Origin of the sequence: Pseudomonas triticifolii (genome assembly GCF_014358015.1) — a bacterium.
Taxonomy (GTDB): domain Bacteria; phylum Pseudomonadota; class Gammaproteobacteria; order Pseudomonadales; family Pseudomonadaceae; genus Aquipseudomonas; species Aquipseudomonas triticifolii.
Map to the genome: position 1 here is coordinate 165,190 of NZ_JACONV010000008.1, position 16,383 is coordinate 181,572.

The window sequence follows — 16,383 nt, forward strand, 5'->3', positions numbered from 1 at the left end:
TGCGGCGTGATCTCGTCAGACCTTGTGATACAACGGCTGGTCGGGTGAGGCGATGCTGTCCAGCAACGTTTGGGAAAAGATGCTTTCGTAGTGGTCCAGCATTAGATCCAGGTTCAGCAGAGAGGCCACGCTGTTACGCGCCTCGGCACTCAGCCGGGCAAGCAGGCGAGGCTGCTGATGCAGCTTGAGCATGGCTAACCCCAGCGAGTCCGGGTCATCCGGGCTGCAGAGCAATCCGTTGAGTTGGTCCTGAATGATCTCGGTCAACCCGCCCATACGGCTGGCGATGACCGGGCGCGAATACGCGCAGGCCTCGACGGCCACCATGCCGAAAGGCTCGTTCCAGATCGATGGCACAACGGCGACGTCAATCTGGCTATAGAAGTCTTCGGGTGTCTGATAACCGACAAAGCTGATGTTGGGTGAGGTCACCATCGCCCTGAAGCGTTTCTCGTCGTTCAACTGACCGCGTCCGGCAATTTGCAGCGTGGCGTTGAACGGCAAATGCTGGAATTGATCAATCAGCCAACCTACCCCTTTAGGGTCTGACAGGGTGCCCATATAGCCGAAGCGCAGGGGCGCGTTGTCGGGTTCGCCAGGCGTCGGGCTGACGTTGCGCTGTTGCGGCAGCGCTATGGTGACGGGGCTTGCGTTGTGCACCACGTAACGTTTGGCACCGTTGAAATAGCCCTGCGCCTGGAGGGTGTCGAGCATGAACTGGCTGACGCCAACGACGGCGTTGACCTGTGCCGATCGCTCGTCATGGCCCTTGCGGAACTGTTTGCACATCACGCACTGCCGCTGGCAGCTGTGGCCTTGCTTGAACATGGTGCTGCTCGGGCAGAGCAGGTAGTGGTCGTGAAGCACCTGCACGACAGGTCGACCGGACGCGGTGATTTCGTCCCATGCCGAGACCGACCAGCCGGTCAGGTTGTGGCAGACCACCAGATCCGGCTGTTCCAGTGCCATCACCCGACTGACGTGCTCGCGCATGCTGGCGTTATAGCGGTCACGCAGGTGCCAGCCCAGTCGGGCCAGACGACCCGGCCGCTGGGCCGTGAAATGCCAGTAGAGGTTGTGCAGCCCCGCACGATAGACCTTGATCTGATTGACCGTGGTCACGTGCAGGCCTTGTTGGTCGGTGGTAGCCAATACAGCAACTTTATAGCCACGCAGTTGCAGGCCTTCGACGGTACGCTGCAGGATGATTTCCGCCCCACCGCCAACGTCGGGTGCATAAAGGCTGCTGATAAAGAGGATTTTCATAGGGGGTATGACCTGTTCAGGCCCAGCACGCCAGCCTCGCCATCGCTAATGGCCTGCTCGATCAGGCTCAAACGCTGTCTGGCATCACAACGCCTGGCGATTACGCGCAGCAGGCAGAAAAATACCCAGCGGTTGAGTCGGTAGAGCAATGGGGACGACGCCCAGATATTTTTATCGAACCAGGCCTGGTTACGCGCGCCGTAATAGGCGCGCAGGTCCGAGCCTGCCAGCAGGTAGTTTTCATAGACGTTGCGGGTACGTGCCTTGATGTTCCAGGAATCTTCCAGGTCATCGAGCAGCGCTTCGGGCACCAGGAAGATCCGCCCTCCGCCTGCCGTGATTCGCCAGGTGTACTCGCTGTCGTCGGCATACAGCTTCAGGGCTTCCAGCGGCAGCCCGATCTTAATGAAAAGGCTGCGATGGGCCAGCAGGCCGCCGTAGGTGGCGAATGGAAGCTGAACCAATTGCGGCAACCCGCGAGTCGCCTCAGGCTTGCCCCAGGGCAGACGCCGCCAAAGTTTGTAAGGCAGTTGCGCAATGTGAAACCCGAAAAAGCTCGACCTCAGTTGTACCGCGAACCGTCTGGGCACGCCTGATGCGATATCAGCCTGGTGAGTGGGCCTGAAACCCAGCACGGCGGCCTTGTCCTTGCCGTCGATTCGCTCGCGCTCGTGAAGATGCCGATGCAGCACCTCGATGGCGTTGATGGTCGGTGCGTTGTCGTCATCCATCAGCCAGAGGTACTCGGCCCCGGCGTCCAGTGCGGCCTTGATCCCGACCGAATAGCCGTGGGCCGACCCTGTGTTTTGCTCAAGCCAGATCACCTCGACCTGACCCGGCCACTTGTCGCTCAGCGCTTGCAGGGGCGCGACCGATGCATTGCTGACGATAATCACCCGCTCGATCAGCGGGTTTTCCAGCGAACGGCTGACCAGTGTATGCAGGTAGTTGAAACGATCCCCATAGGTGAGCGTCACCAGGGTGGTCCGATGGGTCATGATCAAATTCCGCTGTTGGCGTGAAGGAGGCTGGCGGTGCTCATGTTCTGTGTGGTCAGCGGGGTGATCAGGCTTGGCAAACAAGTCCCTTGTCAGGATCTTTGGAAGGCCCTGGCCGCGTGTTGTACTAAGCCCGCGCCTCCCTGCGCGCCAGGCTGCTGATCGGCAGCACTACTTTCTGCTGACGCTGCAGCATGTTGAGCAGGATCACGGCGCGTTCAGTGCCATCGGCAGTCAGAAAAATGGCCTCGACATCGCAAAAGCCACCGGCCTTGATTCGCACCTGCTCGCCTTGGGTGAACACCAGTCTGGGTGCAGGCACTGACAGGCGTTGGCGAATCTGCTCGATCAGTTCGTCCTGCACCGGGATCGGGTGCCCGCCGAAGGTGACGATGCGTGCCACGCCGCGTGTCGAACGGATCGGATACCAGTTGTCATGCACCTGGTCCATCCGAATAAACAGGTAGCCGGGAAACAGCTCTTCGTCCGTTTGGGTCTTTGTGTTGCGTCTTTTTTCACCTGAGTTGAGCGGTCGGTAGCACTCGAAATGCTGACGCTGCAAGTGCTCCTCTGCGCGTGCTTCCTGGCGGGGCTTGGTCTGGATCAGATACCAACGGGCGGGATGATCGGGCAGCAGCATGGGATCACTCCGCGGTCAGATGTGAAGAGTGGGAGTGCGCGATGTCGTTACCGATTCGCATGAAGGCATCGTTTGCCGCTGGTAGGTCATGGGTGGTGCAGTGGTTCAACAACGCCTGCACACGCTCCACGCTGTTGAACATCAGGACATCGATGATCGACAGATCGCTTACGAAGGGCTGGTCCAATTGCGGGTAAGCCAGCGGGTGCATAGTGAAAAAGCGCAGCAGCAGGCCGTTGCGGGCGAAATGATCCCGGTCGTAGAGATGCATGCCCCCCAGCGGATTGAGCACCGAGGTCGCGGACACCGCGTGGGCAACCTGGATGACGCGATCCTGTTTGTCGATGCAGTCGGTAATGGCAAGGTCCGAGCCGCGCAGGATCGGGGTATCGATCTGCAGATAAGCACACAGTTGGCGCAAGTTGTTTTCGGCATACAGGGCCAGGTTCTGCTGCGGGTAGCGGATCAGCCGTTCCAGCAATGGCATCACCTGCGCAAAGTACGGCGCCCTGCGGTAGCTCTGGGCGATGATGTTGATAAGGCGATTGGCTTCTTCGGAAAAACCGTCGATCAGACTGCGCTGCATGATCGGCAGCTCGAAGTGGTCTTTTTTTAGTGCAAAAGTGATCAGTCTGGCCTGGCCGTTGCTCAGAATCCTGTTCCGGTTCACCCAGCCTGCGCGGATGTACTGCAGGTCGTCGCCCAGGACGAATACATCAGCGGCTGCGATGAGCTGGAAGTAGCCCAGATAGGGAAACAGGTAGGGCTGCATCATTGCTACGGTTCTGGCCATGATTAATTCCTTTTAGGGCTTGAAGGTGAGCGGTGTCGGTTTGAGTTACTTGTTGACGGGGTGGTAGTTGTAGCCATAAGTCGCGCAGTCGTATTCGGACGTGGTTGCCTTGCGCACGACGGCGTTGAAAATGGCGCCTTTAATGAGGATTCCGTTCTGGCCGAGCCGACGTTTGCAGGCTTCGATCTCCTTGAGCGTGGTGATGCCAAAACGTGCGACCAGCAGGCAGGTGCCTGCCTGACGCCCGACCAGCGTGGCGTCGGTCACGGCAAGAATGGGCGGGGTGTCCACCAGAATCAGGTCGTAGAGCGGCGACAATTCGGTGAGCATCTTGTTGAAGTTGTCATGCATCAGCAGCTCCGAAGGATTGGGTGCTGCAAAGCCGCAGGAGATGAAATCCAGATGACGGATGCGGGTGTGGTTGATGACTTCGGTGCATTTCAGGCGTGCGGCCAGGGTGTCGGACAGGCCGTGTTTGGGTTGCAGGCCGAAGATCCGGTGTAGATAGCCCTTGCGCATATCGGCGTCGATCAACAGCACGCGCTTGCCAGTCTGGGCAATGATCGTCGCCAGGTTGCTGGACACGAACGACTTGCCCACTCCCGGTGAGGGGCTGGAGATCATCAGCACATTGTTGCGGGCTTCGAGCATGGCGAAGTGCAGGCTGGTGCGCAGGCTGCGTAGCGACTCGATGGCCAGCTCGTTGGGCGCTGCGATGCTCAGCAGCTTCGACTCCTTGGGGTCGGCGCCGGTCCTGGTGTTTTTCTCCAGACGGTCTTGCTGGCGGGAGTAGGGCAGTGACGCATAAACCGGCATGCCGCTGTTTTCGATGGCTTCTGCGCTTTCCACGCCACGGTAGAACGCCTGGCGCACGAAGATGATGCTGACCGCCACCAGCGCCCCGACCAGCGTGGCAAGCAACACCACCAGCGTCTTCATCGGCTTGACCGGTCTTTCGACGTTGGTGTCGGCGTTGTCGATGACCCTCACGTTACCGATGCTGCCCGCGCGCAGAATGTCCTGCTCCTGGCTTTTGTTGAGCATCAGGGTGTAGGTCTGGCTGGTGACCTGCATGTCGCGAGTCAGGCGCAGGAGTTCCTGTTGCGTCATCGGCAGGGCTTCGATTTTTTTCAGCAGGCCCTGTTTCTGCTGTTCCAGCTGACTCATCTGGCTCATCAGGCTGCGATAGGTCGGGTGCTCCTGGGTGTACAGCCGTTCGATCTCGACGCGCTTGAGCTTGAGCTCCGACAGCATCGAATCGAGCTTGACGACCTGATCGAGCACACCCTTGGTCTCAATGCTCAGGTCCACCGACTTGGCGCTGGTCTGGAAGTTGTTCAGGGCGACTTCGGAAGCCTCCAGCTGTTTGCGCACCATGGGCAACTGTGACCGCAGGAACTGCAGGCGCTGGGCCGCTTCGGCCGAACTGCGCTCCACGTTCTGGCGTACATACAGATGGCTGACCTCGTCCAGAATCTGGTTGGCCTTGTCGGCGTCCTGATCTTCGATGGACAGGTAAATGATCCCCGAGTCTCTGCCCGCCTCGGTGATCTTCAAACGATTCTGATAGATCAACGCCGAGTTCAGCGTGCGCTGCCGGGATACCGTGAACTCGGTGCCCGGATGGGCATGCAGCGCAGCGACCTGAATCTTCACACCGTTGCCTTCGACGATCCGGTTGATGGCACCGCTGAGCAGCAGATTGTGGTCGCTGTCATACAGCGAGAACTGACCGGGCTTGCCCGCCACCAGCGTCAGCTTTTCGCCCAGGAGTGCTTCCGGAACCTCCAGCTGGAAGACATCGACTTTCTCGCCACCCCAGGCATATTGCGTCAAACCGAACAGAGGTTCGGCCAGTTGACCTTCGTACTCGGGCTGGAAGGTGCGGTGCAGATAGGGGCCTATCACCGGAAAAAAGTCGGGCGTCTGCCCCAGATTCAGTTTCAGGTCATCGACCACCTTGCCCAGTAGCGCACGCGACTTGATCAACTCGATTTCAGTCGTGGCTTGGGAGACCGATGACGGCTTGTTGTTGACCTCGGGCGTGCCCTCAATGCCGACCTTCTTGGGTTCGATCTGGATCATGGCGCTTGCCTGATACACGGGCGTGGCCAGAATGGCGTAGGCCAGCCCCGTGAGAAAGAACAGGCTGACGATCCAGATGATCAACGCTTTGTGATCGAACAACATGCGCAAGATAGTTGCCAAATCGATCCGGGGATCCTGGTAGTAGTCCAGGGAAGGACGGTTCATGACGGTCATTTATCTTGTTTCTCCTGACTGAAGATGGGGAAGCCAGTCGTCGATGCATCGCGAAAGATGCTGGTACGTCTGCTCAAAGGCTGACTTGGGTCGCTGATAGGGGTCTGCTATGTCGAGCGTGTGCTGCCACTTGCCGATCAGGAACGTCCTGCCGCGCACTTCCGGTGCCAGCTTGAGGATCCTGGGAATGTGGGCCTGCTCCATCAGCAGGATCAGGTCCGCCTGACGCAGCAAATGCCGGTTCACCTGGCGGGCCTCGTGGCGAGACGTCGGGACGTGGTGCGATTGCAGGACCGCCTTGGCCAGCGTGTCCATGGGCGAACCCGACAACGCGGCAATGCCTGCAGACTGGATGCGCAGACCCGCCGCAGCGACCCGCTCGCGCAGCATGGCCACCGCCATGGGGCTTCGACAGATGTTGCCGACGCACACCACCAATACGCTACTGAACATGTGCTTTACCGGGTGCAGGCAAGAGGCGTTTGCTCAGGTTCACGATGAAATTGCGCGCCACCATCAACAGGGCCTGTAGCTTGTGGCGCGGTTCGAGCGCCGACAGTGACAGGCAGACGGTCTGCATCAGAAAGTGCTCATACAGCGGCTGGTTATTCAGGCGGTTGTAGTAATTGGCCAGACTTGCACAGGTTTGCAGGCTCATGTGCAACTTGCGCTTGTCGCTGCGCATCGAGAACACGCCGCCGGGATGCAATCGATACGCGGCAGGCTTGATCTGGGCGAGGAACTTGCCTTTGCCTTGAGCGCCCAGCAGTGACCACCAGCACAGGTCGTTCAGTGGCGCGGTGCGGATGTGCAGTTCGGGCGGCATGGCGCAGAACACGTTGCGAAAGCAGGTGGTCAGGGTCGAGAGGCGGCGGGCCTTTTGCAGCTCCAGGTTGGTGGCGTCGGCACGCAGATCGCCTTGCAGTTGAATGCCGTACTGACCGTTTTCATCGAACACGATGGCGTCGTGGTACGTGATGACGTAGTCGGGATTGCTTTCGAGGAAGTCCACCTGCAGTTGCAGTTTGCGCGGGTCGGTCCAGTAGTCGTCGGCCTCGCAATAGGCGATGTAGCGCCCGCGTGCCTTGGCGAACAGGTCTGGCACACAAGGTATGCCCTGACTGTACTGGTTGATCTGCTGATAAAAGGGCCGAATGATCGTCGGGTGCCGTTCGGTGTACTGCGCGATGATGCTCGCCGTGCTGTCAGTAGACGCGTCGTCGTGCACCAGAATTTCGAAGTCGAATGTGGTTTGCTGCGACAGAAAGCCATCCAGCGCCTGTGCGATGAAGGCTTCCTGGTTGTAGGCCGGACAGACAATGCTCAGCAGCGGGGGCTGCGCACGTGTCGTGGCAGTGGTGTTTGCAGTGACATCCATGGCTCATGTACTCGGTTTGCTGAACAAGACGTAAATTTTCAATGCCAGTGGCTTGTAGCTCGCGGCGACCAGCGTCACGGTGATGAAGCCGCTTGCGGCCAGCGCCAGAAACAGGCTGGTGCGACTCTGATCGGCGATCAGTCGGAACACCGGCTCACTGATGAACAGCCCGGCGGCTGTCACCGCGCTGATGCGCAGAATGTCGCGCAACCACTGACCATGGATGCCAGGGGCAAGGCGCTGGTGAACGATCATTGGCCAGATCGCGAACGACACTGCCCGCAGAAAGAACCAGGCGAGGGCAGCGCCGTACACGCCCTGGTAGTGAATGGCCAGAAACAGGGTGGGCACCGTGATCACGGCCGACACAAGGCTGTACCACAGGTGCAGGCGCATCTGGCCGTAGGCGTATTGCAAGTAAAACTGAAAGGCGCTGGCGGCCATGATGGCGCTGCCCAGTGCGTACCAGCTCAGGATCGAACGGCTCCAGTTCGCAGCTTCTGCATCGCCTGTCCAGCCCAGAATCAATGGTTGGGCGTGCAGTGCGATGACGGCCGCCAATGGAAACAGAAAAGTGCATACAAGCCGGTTCGCGGCCAGAAACAGCACATGCATGTCATCGCGCCGACCCTCCGCCATCAGCACGGTCAGTCGAGGCAGCAGGGTCTGCACCAGTGGATTGGTGAGCATCAGGATGCCGGTGGTGATCAGTGCGATCAGCGAAAAATAGCCGTACTGATCCAGTGGCAGCAGCCGCGACAGCAGCGCCTTGTCCATCTGTGTCAGCACGATCCACAGCACAGCGCTGAACGACATGCTCGCGGCGAACGGCAGGATAGGCCTGACCAGATGCCAGTCCAGGCCGGTCGACCAGCGCGCAACGGGCATCTGCTGCCAGGCGCGGGTGGCAAAAACAAGCGTTTCAATCAGCCCCACGGCGACCTGGAATTTGAAGAAATCCTCAGGGTCCTGTGAAAACTGGCTGACCAGTACAAGGCCACCGAAGTAGCGCAGGGTCGCGATCAGCACATTGGCGGCGTTCAGCCAGCCATGCTGCTCGAGGCCTTGAATGCCGCTCTTGTAGAGGGTCGAATACAAACGCAGGGCGATCACCAGGCCCATCAGGGCAATACAGTTGATCAGCACGTCAGGCTGCAGCGTTCTGGCATTTAACCAGTGTGTGGCGATCCAGGGGCTGAGGAGGTAGATCAGCGTGCAACTGGTGAGCGCCATCGGCAAAAACATCAGCTCGAACGAGCGCAGCAAACGGCCAGCAGTGTCTCCGTCGCCTGCGCCTTGTTGATGCGCCACTGCGCGCACCAGGCTGGGCGACAACCCGGCATCGAGTAGCTGCAGCCACGCCTGCAGGACCGTGAAGAAGCCGATCAGCCCGTACACCTCGGCACCCAGGTGGCCGAGGTAGAAGGGCAGGATCAGAATTCCGATCAGCAGCACGTATGCCTGACCAACGTAGTTGAGCGCTGTGTTGCGAATGACAGACCGTTTGTTTGGCATGGCTATCAAAGGACCTGAGCGATGGCAGGGCTCTGATAAGCCGGCCTGTCCAGACTGCAGGATTCGATCAGCGTCTCGATGATTCGATCCTGATCGGTCTTATGCAGGCCTGGGTAGATCGGCAGGCACAGCACGCGCTCACTCAATGCCCGGGAAACCGGCTGTGCTGGCTGCGGTTGCAGATACTCAAGCGTGTCGAGCGAGGGGTAGAAATAGCGACGCGGGTTGATGCCGCGATGGTTGAGCGCGGCACGAGCCTGCAGTAATGCCTGCTCGTCACTCAGGGCAATCGGGTAATAGCTGTGGTTCAACTCGCTGTCGGCTTGAGGCTCTTGCAGATCCAGATAGTTCTCGAGCCGTGAGGTGTAGCGTTGGGCAATTTCGGCGCGTTCTTCGAGAATGTTTTCGATGTTATCCAGAATGCACAGCCCCATCGCGGCCGAAAACTCGTTGAGCTTGGCGTTGATGCCGATGCCATCGATTTTGTCGACATCGGCGATGCCGAAGTTGCACAGCAGATAGGCACGCCTTGCCAGCTCGTCGTCGTTGGTGATGATCGCGCCGCCTTCAATGGTGTGGAACAGCTTGGTGGCGTGAAAACTCAGCGTGCTGATGTCGCCGCGATTCAGGACCGACTGCCCGGCGTGCCTTACAGCGAAAGCGTGTGCGCCGTCGTAGACCACCTTGAGGTTGTGTTTGCGCGCAATCTGGTCGATGGCATCCACGGCGCACGGGTTGCCGAACACATGGGTGCCCACAATGGCCGTGGTGTCTTCTTCAATAGTCCGTTCGATGTGCTGCGGCGAGATGTTCCAGGTGCCGGGGTCGATATCGGCAAAGATCGGCCGAATGCCTTCCCACTGCAGTGAACTGCTGGTGGCAACGAAGCTGAAGGGGGTCGTGACTGCACTGCCACTCAGACCCAGTGCGCGATAAGCCACTTGCAGGGCAAGGGTGCCGTTATTGGTCAGAATGATGTGCTTGACGCCCAGGTACTCTTTGAGCCGATTCTCAAGTTCGCCGGCCAGCGGGCCGTGGTTGGTCAGCCAGCCGCGTGCGTAGATGCCCTCGACATAACGCTTGAACTTGTCGATATCACCCAGATAGGTCTTGGTTACGTTGATCATCGAAGCCTCCATGTTTCCGTGTATCAAGATGCTGCCGTTACGCATTACGTCGGCGACGACTGCGGCGTGTCGGTCTGGGGAGGCGAAATACGGGTTTGCTCACTGATTCGTGCAGCACGACGTTGGGTCTTGTCGAGAATCAGGCGAGTGACTCGGCCGCCACCGTGTGGGTCGCCGAAATGAAAGATCGCTGTGGCGCGTTTCAGGCCCGGGCTACAGGCCTGATTGGCATGCAGGGTGCGATAACCCCAGAACAGGTAGATATCACCGGGTTGTAGCTTGAGGACCTTGGGCACGAGCCATTGATGTTTGATGGCGGTACGCATGACCCAGCGGCTGAAGCGGTTCTGCAACAGCGACTTATCGATCATGTTGAGCAGGACGTGGCTGCGCACCTTGCGAATATTGGGGAACAGCATCAGATCGCCGCACGCTTCACCCTCGGTCGGGATGTAGATGGGGATCAACGCGGAGACCAGACTGGCATCGAAGTGAAAGCAGTTGGATTCGCGCAGGCCTTGCTCGCCCTGCACGCAGCGCAGGACCGGAAATATCTCATCGTTGAGGCTCTGCTGGTGCGCGCCGTGCTGATAGAGCGTGCTTAGCAAGTGCTTGAATTGGGGCGCAGACCAGAGGCTGGCCAGTAGACTTTCGTTCAGCGCAGCTTCGCCGTGGTACGCAAAGTACTCGCCGGCATGCACTTGCGCCTGCCGGTCAGTAAAAGCTCTTAACTGCTCAAGTTCGGTTTCGCTGAGCACGTTCTTCAATCGGGCAACGCCGATGCCATCCATTTCTTCTGCAAGGCGTTGAATATGCTGCGTATCGAGATCGGGTAGACAGGGCATTCAGTGACACCTCAGGCTCGGGGAGGCGAACAACCAAAAGCTAATGACTGGCTGATAAGTGGGTAAACGGTCTATCGGGCACGCTACCGCCCGAATCATGCGATCCATGCTCTCTGCATCTATCCGACAAATACCCGCGCAAACCGATTGAAATGTGCTGGAGTGGCAGATTGCTTCAGGCAATGCTACCGCCACACTGAACACGTTCAGTACATTCATGAGGTTTGTGAGCTAACAGACTTCCGCGACACCCACAGGGTATTCGGGAAAAAACTAACTTCGAGGGCGGTACTACAAATCACTGCAGCTTGACAGCATCCCGCGTAAAGCACTGCGGCGTTGGCGTATAAACCAGGATGCGTCTGACAGTCCTATATATTGGTTGTGTCAGCGATTCTGTCAAATTATTTCGTCAGCTTTCTGTAAAAATTCTGATAAATAGTTTCATGTAAATTTTAAGTCATTGTTTTAAAAGGCCGTCAAAAAAACAGCATCCACTTGCTCAGTAAAAATGGCGGTTTTCAGACGTCTTTACAGAATGTGTGATGTGTCAGCGAATTGAACAGGCACTGATTCAAAACAATCACCCGTGCCGCGTGTATTTATATGACGCTGCTAATGGGCATACGACACCGTCGACGTGGAGCATTTTGCAAAGTCTGTTGACGCTTTGCGATGGAAGGTGCTTTGACGCTGCAGCATTGAACAACGTGTGGCGGCTTTCGATACCGCGCGAGGAGCCCTGAAGCGCAATAGCGCGCGTGGTCAGTTGTCATTTTTTTTTATTTCTAAATCGAATATTTAAATATCAATTGATAATTTTTAGTTCTATCAAGATTGGTGCACTATGCCTGCGAAAGGTTTGAAGCTCAGAGCTTCAGCGCAAATAGCTTCTTCCTGCTGGCGGCTTGTAACGCCTCCATTATGAGTACGAGCCAGGCGGGCAGCTCCAGTCAGAGGAATGGCCATGAAAGAATCAGCACTGTACTTCGATTATGCGGCCACCACGCCTGTGGACGAGCGCGTCATCAAGGTGATGGTCGAGTGTCTGGGAAAGTCAGGCAATTTTGGCAACCCTGCTTCCAGCTCTCATTCTTTCGGTAAAAACGCCCGTTCGGCCGTCGAGACGGCTCGTCAGCAGGTTGCTGATCTGGTTGGCGCACAGTCTGCCCACATTATCTGGACATCCGGGGCGACCGAGTCGAACAACCTCGCCCTTAAAGGCGTAGCTCAAGCGTGGCAACAGCGTTCTGGACGCACAGGTGGTCATGTCATCACCAGTCAGATGGAACACAAGGCAGTGCTCGATACCGCGCAGCAATTGCAAGCCAATGGCGTCACGGTCACGTACCTGCCGCCCGATGCGTACGGCCTGATCAGCGCCGACGCTGTCAGCGCCGCACTGCGCGAAGACACCTTTCTGGTATCGCTGATGTTGGTCAACAACGAGCTGGGTACCGTCAACGACATCGCTGAAATTGGCAGACGGGTGCGCGCGCACGGAGCGTTGCTGCACGTCGATGCAGCGCAGGCAGCGGGCAAGGTGAGGATTGATCTGAGCCAGCTCGCCGTGGACTTGATGTCGTTCTCGGCGCACAAGGTTTATGGCCCCAAAGGCATCGGGGCCTTGTATGTCGGCCCACGTGCCGAGCAGCGGCTGCTGGCCCAGATCCATGGCGGGGGGCACGAATGCGGATTACGCTCCGGTACTCTGGCGACGCACCAGATCGCTGGCATGGGTGCGGCCTTTGCGTTGGCCGGAGAGGCGTTTGACAAGGAATTCATCGAAACCAGGCGCTTGAGCCGTCTGCTTCTTGAGCTCGTGCAAGAGATCCCGGGCGTGCATCTCAACGGTTGTCCGGCGCAACGAATTCCTCACACGCTCAGCCTGACCTTTGCCGACAATGATCTGAATAGTGCCGCGCTTGCGCAGCATCTCGCATTCTCCTCGACCTCGGCCTGCAATTCGGCGAGTAACGCCCCATCGCATGTTCTGCTGGCGTTGGGGCACACGCCTCAGGCGGCCAGTCAGACAATCCGACTCAGCCTGGGACGCTTCACCCGTGAGTCGGATGTGCGACGCGCAGCCGACGCCATTCATGCCAGTGTGCTCAAACCGGCATTCTGGGCGGTTGCTCAGGCGTGATGACTGCTCCATTATCTGACCGGTGACAGCAGCCTATTTTCGGTCAGCAGGAGAGTCGATGAGTACGCAAGACAAGGTCAGTACAGGCGTGGCAGAACGATTGGCGCGTGCCCGCGCTTTGATGAGCAGGGAGCGAATCGACGCCTGGCTGGTGCCGTCCGCGGACCCGCATCTTTCCGAATACCTGCCTGGCTACTGGCAAGGGCGCCAATGGCTTTCCGGTTTCCACGGTTCGGTGGGTACCCTGATCGTCACTCAGGATTTCGCAGGCGTCTGGGCCGACAGTCGTTATTGGGAACAGGCCACCAAGGAGTTGGCCGGCAGTGGCATAGAGTTGGTGAAGCTGGTGCCCGGTCAGCAGGGGCCGCTGGAGTGGCTCGCCGATCAGGCCTCGGCCGAAAGCGTCGTTGCGGTCGATGGTGCCGTGTTGGCAGTCGCCTCTTCGCGAAGCCTGGCCAGCAAGCTTTACGCGCGCGGCGCCCGGTTACGAACCGACATCGACTTGCTCATTGAGCTGTGGCCGGATCGCCCGGCTTTGCCAGTCAATCCTGTCTACGAGCATTTGCCGCCACAAGCCTCTGTCTCTCGCAGCGCCAAATTGCGTCTTGTGCGTGACGCTGTGATCGAGAAGGGCGCGGACTGGCATTTCCTGCCGACACTGGACGACATCGCCTGGCTGTTCAACCTGCGTGGTTCCGACGTGTCGTACAACCCGGTATTCATCTCCTTCGCGCTGCTGGGGCCGCAAAGCACGACGCTGTTTGTCGATTCGAAGAAAATTCCTGCTGAAGTACGCCAGAGCCTTGAGCAGGATGGTATCAACCTAATGGAGTACACGCAGATCGGCGCCGCGTTGCGCGAGCTGCCAAAGACCGCGCGCCTGTTGGTCGACCCTGCGCGCGTCACGTGTGGGCTGCTGGATTACCTGGACAGTGAAGTGACGCTGATTGAGGGCCTGAACCCGAGCACGTTGCAGAAATCGCGAAAAACCGAGGCCGATGCGGCGCATATCCGTCAGGCAATGGAACAGGACGGCGTCGCGCTCTGCGAATTCTTTACCTGGCTGGACAGCGCGCTGGGCACGCAGCCCATCAGTGAGCTGACTATCGATGAGCACCTGACGCAGGCCCGCGAGCGTCGCCCGGGCTATGTCTCCCCCAGCTTTGCGACCATTGCCGGGTTCAATGCCAATGGCGCGATGCCGCATTATCGTGCCACCGAGGCCGAGCATGCGCAGATCGAAGGAGATGGTCTGTTGCTGATCGACTCAGGAGGGCAGTACCTGGGCGGTACCACCGACATTACCCGGATGGTGGCCATCGGTACTCCGTCTCTCGAGCAGAAGCAGGATTGCGCACGAGTGCTCAAGGGCGTGATTGCACTGTCGCGTACCCATTTTCCGCAAGGCATCCTGTCGCCCTTGCTGGACGCCATTGCGCGCGCGCCATTGTGGACAGAAGGTGTCAACTACGGGCACGGAACCGGGCACGGGGTAGGGTACTTCCTTAATGTGCACGAAGGGCCTCAGGTTATTGCCTATCAGGCACCTGCCACTGCGCAGACTGCGATGTTGCCGGGGATGATCACCTCTATTGAACCAGGCACTTACAGACCTGGGCGTTGGGGTGTGCGTATCGAGAACCTGGTGATCAATCAGGGGGCTGGCAAGACCGAGTTCGGGGAGTTCCTCAAGTTCGAGACACTGACCTTATGCCCGATCGATACGCGCTGCATCGACCTGTCAATGCTCAATGAGGAAGAGCGCAGTTGGCTCAACGACTATCATGCGAGCGTCAATGAACGCTTGAGTCCGTTTCTGGACGGCGCTGCGCTGCAGTGGTTGCATGCCAGAACAGCTGCGATCTAGATGATCGCTCCGTCGGGTTGCCGCGTCATCACGACTGCGGCAATTCACCGGAGAGCGGTGTGCTCTTCTTGCAGACGATAATCATGCTGCGGCTGGTATAGCCTGCCGGGTTGAGGCCGAAAGGGTAATCTTCCGGATCCTCTGCCGCGTCTCCTGATTTAGCAATGATCTTGAAAGTCCTGGATGTGCAGGCGTTTGTCGCCAGCTCATAACATTTGGCCCAGGATGAAGAGAGGCCCGAACAATTGATATGAATGCCGCGCTTGCCTTGCTTGACCGGTTTCGACGTCGCCGCACAACCTGCCAGAGCCAGCACGGCCAGTACGATAAAAATGTATTTCATTCCTTTCCTTGAGCAAGCCATAACCTGTGAGCGCTACCTGCTTGAGTCGGCATAACCACATTGCAGGTGTAATGCCGCGTCCCGAATCTGCAAAACGGGACCAGCCGTAGGGCTAAACATGGCTCAAGCGCGTGACAAATACTAGTGCCTTATTGATTCCTGGTTGTCGAGTCCGTTCAGTCGGCAGGCACGAGCTGCGTTTTGGCAGGTGCCGAGCCGAGCGTTGCGCCGATGGACGCGAAGATGATCGCGGCAATTGCCAGCCATTGGGTCAGCGACAGGGTTTCATGTAGAAACACAAGTCCTGACAAAGCAGCAAACACCGGTTCCAGGCTCGCCAGCGTGCCAAAGGTCTTTGCTGACATTCGAGTCAGGGCGACCATCTCAAGGCTATAGGGGAGTGCGGTGGACAGTATCGCCACGCCCAGTGCTGCCGGTATCAAGGAAATGTCCAATAGGGCCGAGCCTGCATGCACTACGCCGATAGGCGCGATGAAAATTGCGGCAATCGTGACGCCCAGTGCTGCAGTCTGAATGCCGTTATCCGCTCCGGCCTTCTGACCGAACAGAATATAGGCCGCCCAGCACACACCGGCACCCAGAGCATATGCAGCGCCGACCAGGTCGATACGCTTGCTCGATTGCCCCAATGGAATGAGCAGCAGCAGGCCAATGACGGCCATTATCACCCAGAGAAAATCAATGGGTTTGCGCGAAGCCCACAGTGCGACCGCTAAAGGGCCTGTGAACTCAAGCGCTACGGCAATGCCGAGTGGAACGGTCTGCAAGGACATATAGAAGAGCATGTTCATACCGCCCAGCGCGATGCCGTAGATGACAACTGTACGCAGTGAGCGGGCGGTGAGCCGAGCGCGCCATGGGCGCAGCACCAGCAGAAGAATGACGCTGGCGAAGATGAGGCGCAGCGCAGTGGTGCCTTGTGCGCCTACCGCAGGGAAAAGACTTTTGGCCAGAGATGCGCCGCTCTGGATCGATATCATGGCAATGATCAGCAGACCCAGCGGGAATAGAAGAGCTGCGATGTTATGGGGTTTATCAGACATTTCGGTGCAGCATCCTGAGAGGTCAATGTATGGGACACAGATATGATGCTGAATAAACGATCAATGAGCAATATATTGCTCATCTCTTGCACCTTCTTCTATATAGAAGAAGGTGTTGGAACTATTTTGGTGCATTCCA

14 protein-coding genes are annotated in these 16,383 nt (G+C 58.2%); 2 read left to right on the top strand and 12 right to left on the bottom strand.

Going from position 1 to position 16,383, the window contains the following annotated elements:
• Positions 1 to 15: 15 nt before the first annotated feature.
• The 10 genes from H8S56_RS13745 to H8S56_RS13790 form a co-directional block, all read right to left on the bottom strand.
• Entirely contained in the window at positions 16 to 1,266 is a 1,251-nt protein-coding gene (locus H8S56_RS13745) for a glycosyltransferase family 4 protein (protein ID WP_187518943.1), read from the bottom strand.
• Positions 1,263 to 2,264 (bottom strand): glycosyltransferase, encoded by a 1,002-nt coding sequence (locus tag H8S56_RS13750; protein ID WP_024688853.1) that lies wholly within the window; start codon positions 2,262 to 2,264, stop codon positions 1,263 to 1,265. Before H8S56_RS13750 ends, H8S56_RS13745 begins: the two co-directional genes overlap by 4 nt.
• Before the next feature lie 127 nt (positions 2,265 to 2,391).
• Entirely contained in the window at positions 2,392 to 2,904 is a 513-nt protein-coding gene (rfaH, locus tag H8S56_RS13755) for a transcription/translation regulatory transformer protein RfaH (protein WP_024696025.1), read from the bottom strand.
• A gap of 4 nt (positions 2,905 to 2,908) precedes the next feature.
• Positions 2,909 to 3,697 carry a WbqC family protein gene (locus H8S56_RS13760; protein WP_187518944.1) on the bottom strand — a complete coding sequence of 263 codons (789 nt, stop codon included), beginning with the start codon at positions 3,695 to 3,697 and terminating at the stop codon, positions 2,909 to 2,911.
• A 45-nt stretch (positions 3,698 to 3,742) separates the two neighbouring features.
• A complete protein-coding gene (locus tag H8S56_RS13765; protein WP_024688850.1) occupies positions 3,743 to 5,959 on the bottom strand; it encodes a polysaccharide biosynthesis tyrosine autokinase in 2,217 nt (738 codons plus the stop codon).
• Positions 5,960 to 6,412: a low molecular weight protein-tyrosine-phosphatase gene (locus tag H8S56_RS13770; RefSeq protein ID WP_024688849.1), complete on the bottom strand. Its 453-nt coding sequence runs from the start codon at positions 6,410 to 6,412 to the stop codon at positions 5,960 to 5,962.
• Positions 6,402 to 7,337 (bottom strand): glycosyltransferase family 2 protein, encoded by a 936-nt coding sequence (locus tag H8S56_RS13775; RefSeq protein WP_187518945.1) that lies wholly within the window; start codon positions 7,335 to 7,337, stop codon positions 6,402 to 6,404. Before H8S56_RS13775 ends, H8S56_RS13770 begins: the two co-directional genes overlap by 11 nt.
• A 3-nt stretch (positions 7,338 to 7,340) precedes the next feature.
• A complete protein-coding gene (locus H8S56_RS13780; protein WP_187518946.1) occupies positions 7,341 to 8,852 on the bottom strand; it encodes a lipopolysaccharide biosynthesis protein in 1,512 nt (503 codons plus the stop codon).
• Between the two features lie 5 nt (positions 8,853 to 8,857).
• Positions 8,858 to 9,979, bottom strand: a complete 1,122-nt coding sequence (locus H8S56_RS13785) for a DegT/DnrJ/EryC1/StrS family aminotransferase (RefSeq protein ID WP_024688846.1) — start codon at positions 9,977 to 9,979, stop codon at positions 8,858 to 8,860.
• A 44-nt stretch (positions 9,980 to 10,023) separates the two neighbouring features.
• On the bottom strand, positions 10,024 to 10,824 hold the full coding sequence (locus tag H8S56_RS13790; protein WP_187518947.1) for a hypothetical protein: 801 nt from the start codon (positions 10,822 to 10,824) through the stop codon (positions 10,024 to 10,026).
• Positions 10,825 to 11,791: 967 nt separating this feature from the next.
• Between H8S56_RS13790 and H8S56_RS13795 the strand changes: the two genes are divergently transcribed.
• Both H8S56_RS13795 and H8S56_RS13800 read left to right on the top strand, forming a co-directional pair.
• Positions 11,792 to 12,970, top strand: a complete 1,179-nt coding sequence (locus H8S56_RS13795; protein WP_187518948.1) for a cysteine desulfurase family protein — start codon at positions 11,792 to 11,794, stop codon at positions 12,968 to 12,970.
• Positions 12,971 to 13,028: 58 nt separating this feature from the next.
• The gene (locus H8S56_RS13800) at positions 13,029 to 14,837 is read left to right on the top strand and encodes an aminopeptidase P family protein (protein ID WP_187518949.1); all 1,809 of its coding nucleotides are present in this window, start codon (positions 13,029 to 13,031) and stop codon (positions 14,835 to 14,837) included.
• Positions 14,838 to 14,865: 28 nt separating this feature from the next.
• Here the strand turns inward: H8S56_RS13800 and H8S56_RS13805 are convergent, their stop codons facing one another.
• Together H8S56_RS13805 and rhtA are read right to left on the bottom strand one after the other, a co-directional pair.
• Positions 14,866 to 15,180, bottom strand: coding sequence for a hypothetical protein (locus tag H8S56_RS13805; RefSeq protein ID WP_024688842.1), 315 nt, complete (start codon positions 15,178 to 15,180; stop codon positions 14,866 to 14,868).
• Positions 15,181 to 15,356: 176 nt separating this feature from the next.
• On the bottom strand, positions 15,357 to 16,244 hold the full coding sequence (gene rhtA / locus H8S56_RS13810; protein WP_187518950.1) for a threonine/homoserine exporter RhtA: 888 nt from the start codon (positions 16,242 to 16,244) through the stop codon (positions 15,357 to 15,359).
• Positions 16,245 to 16,383: the final 139 nt, after the last annotated feature.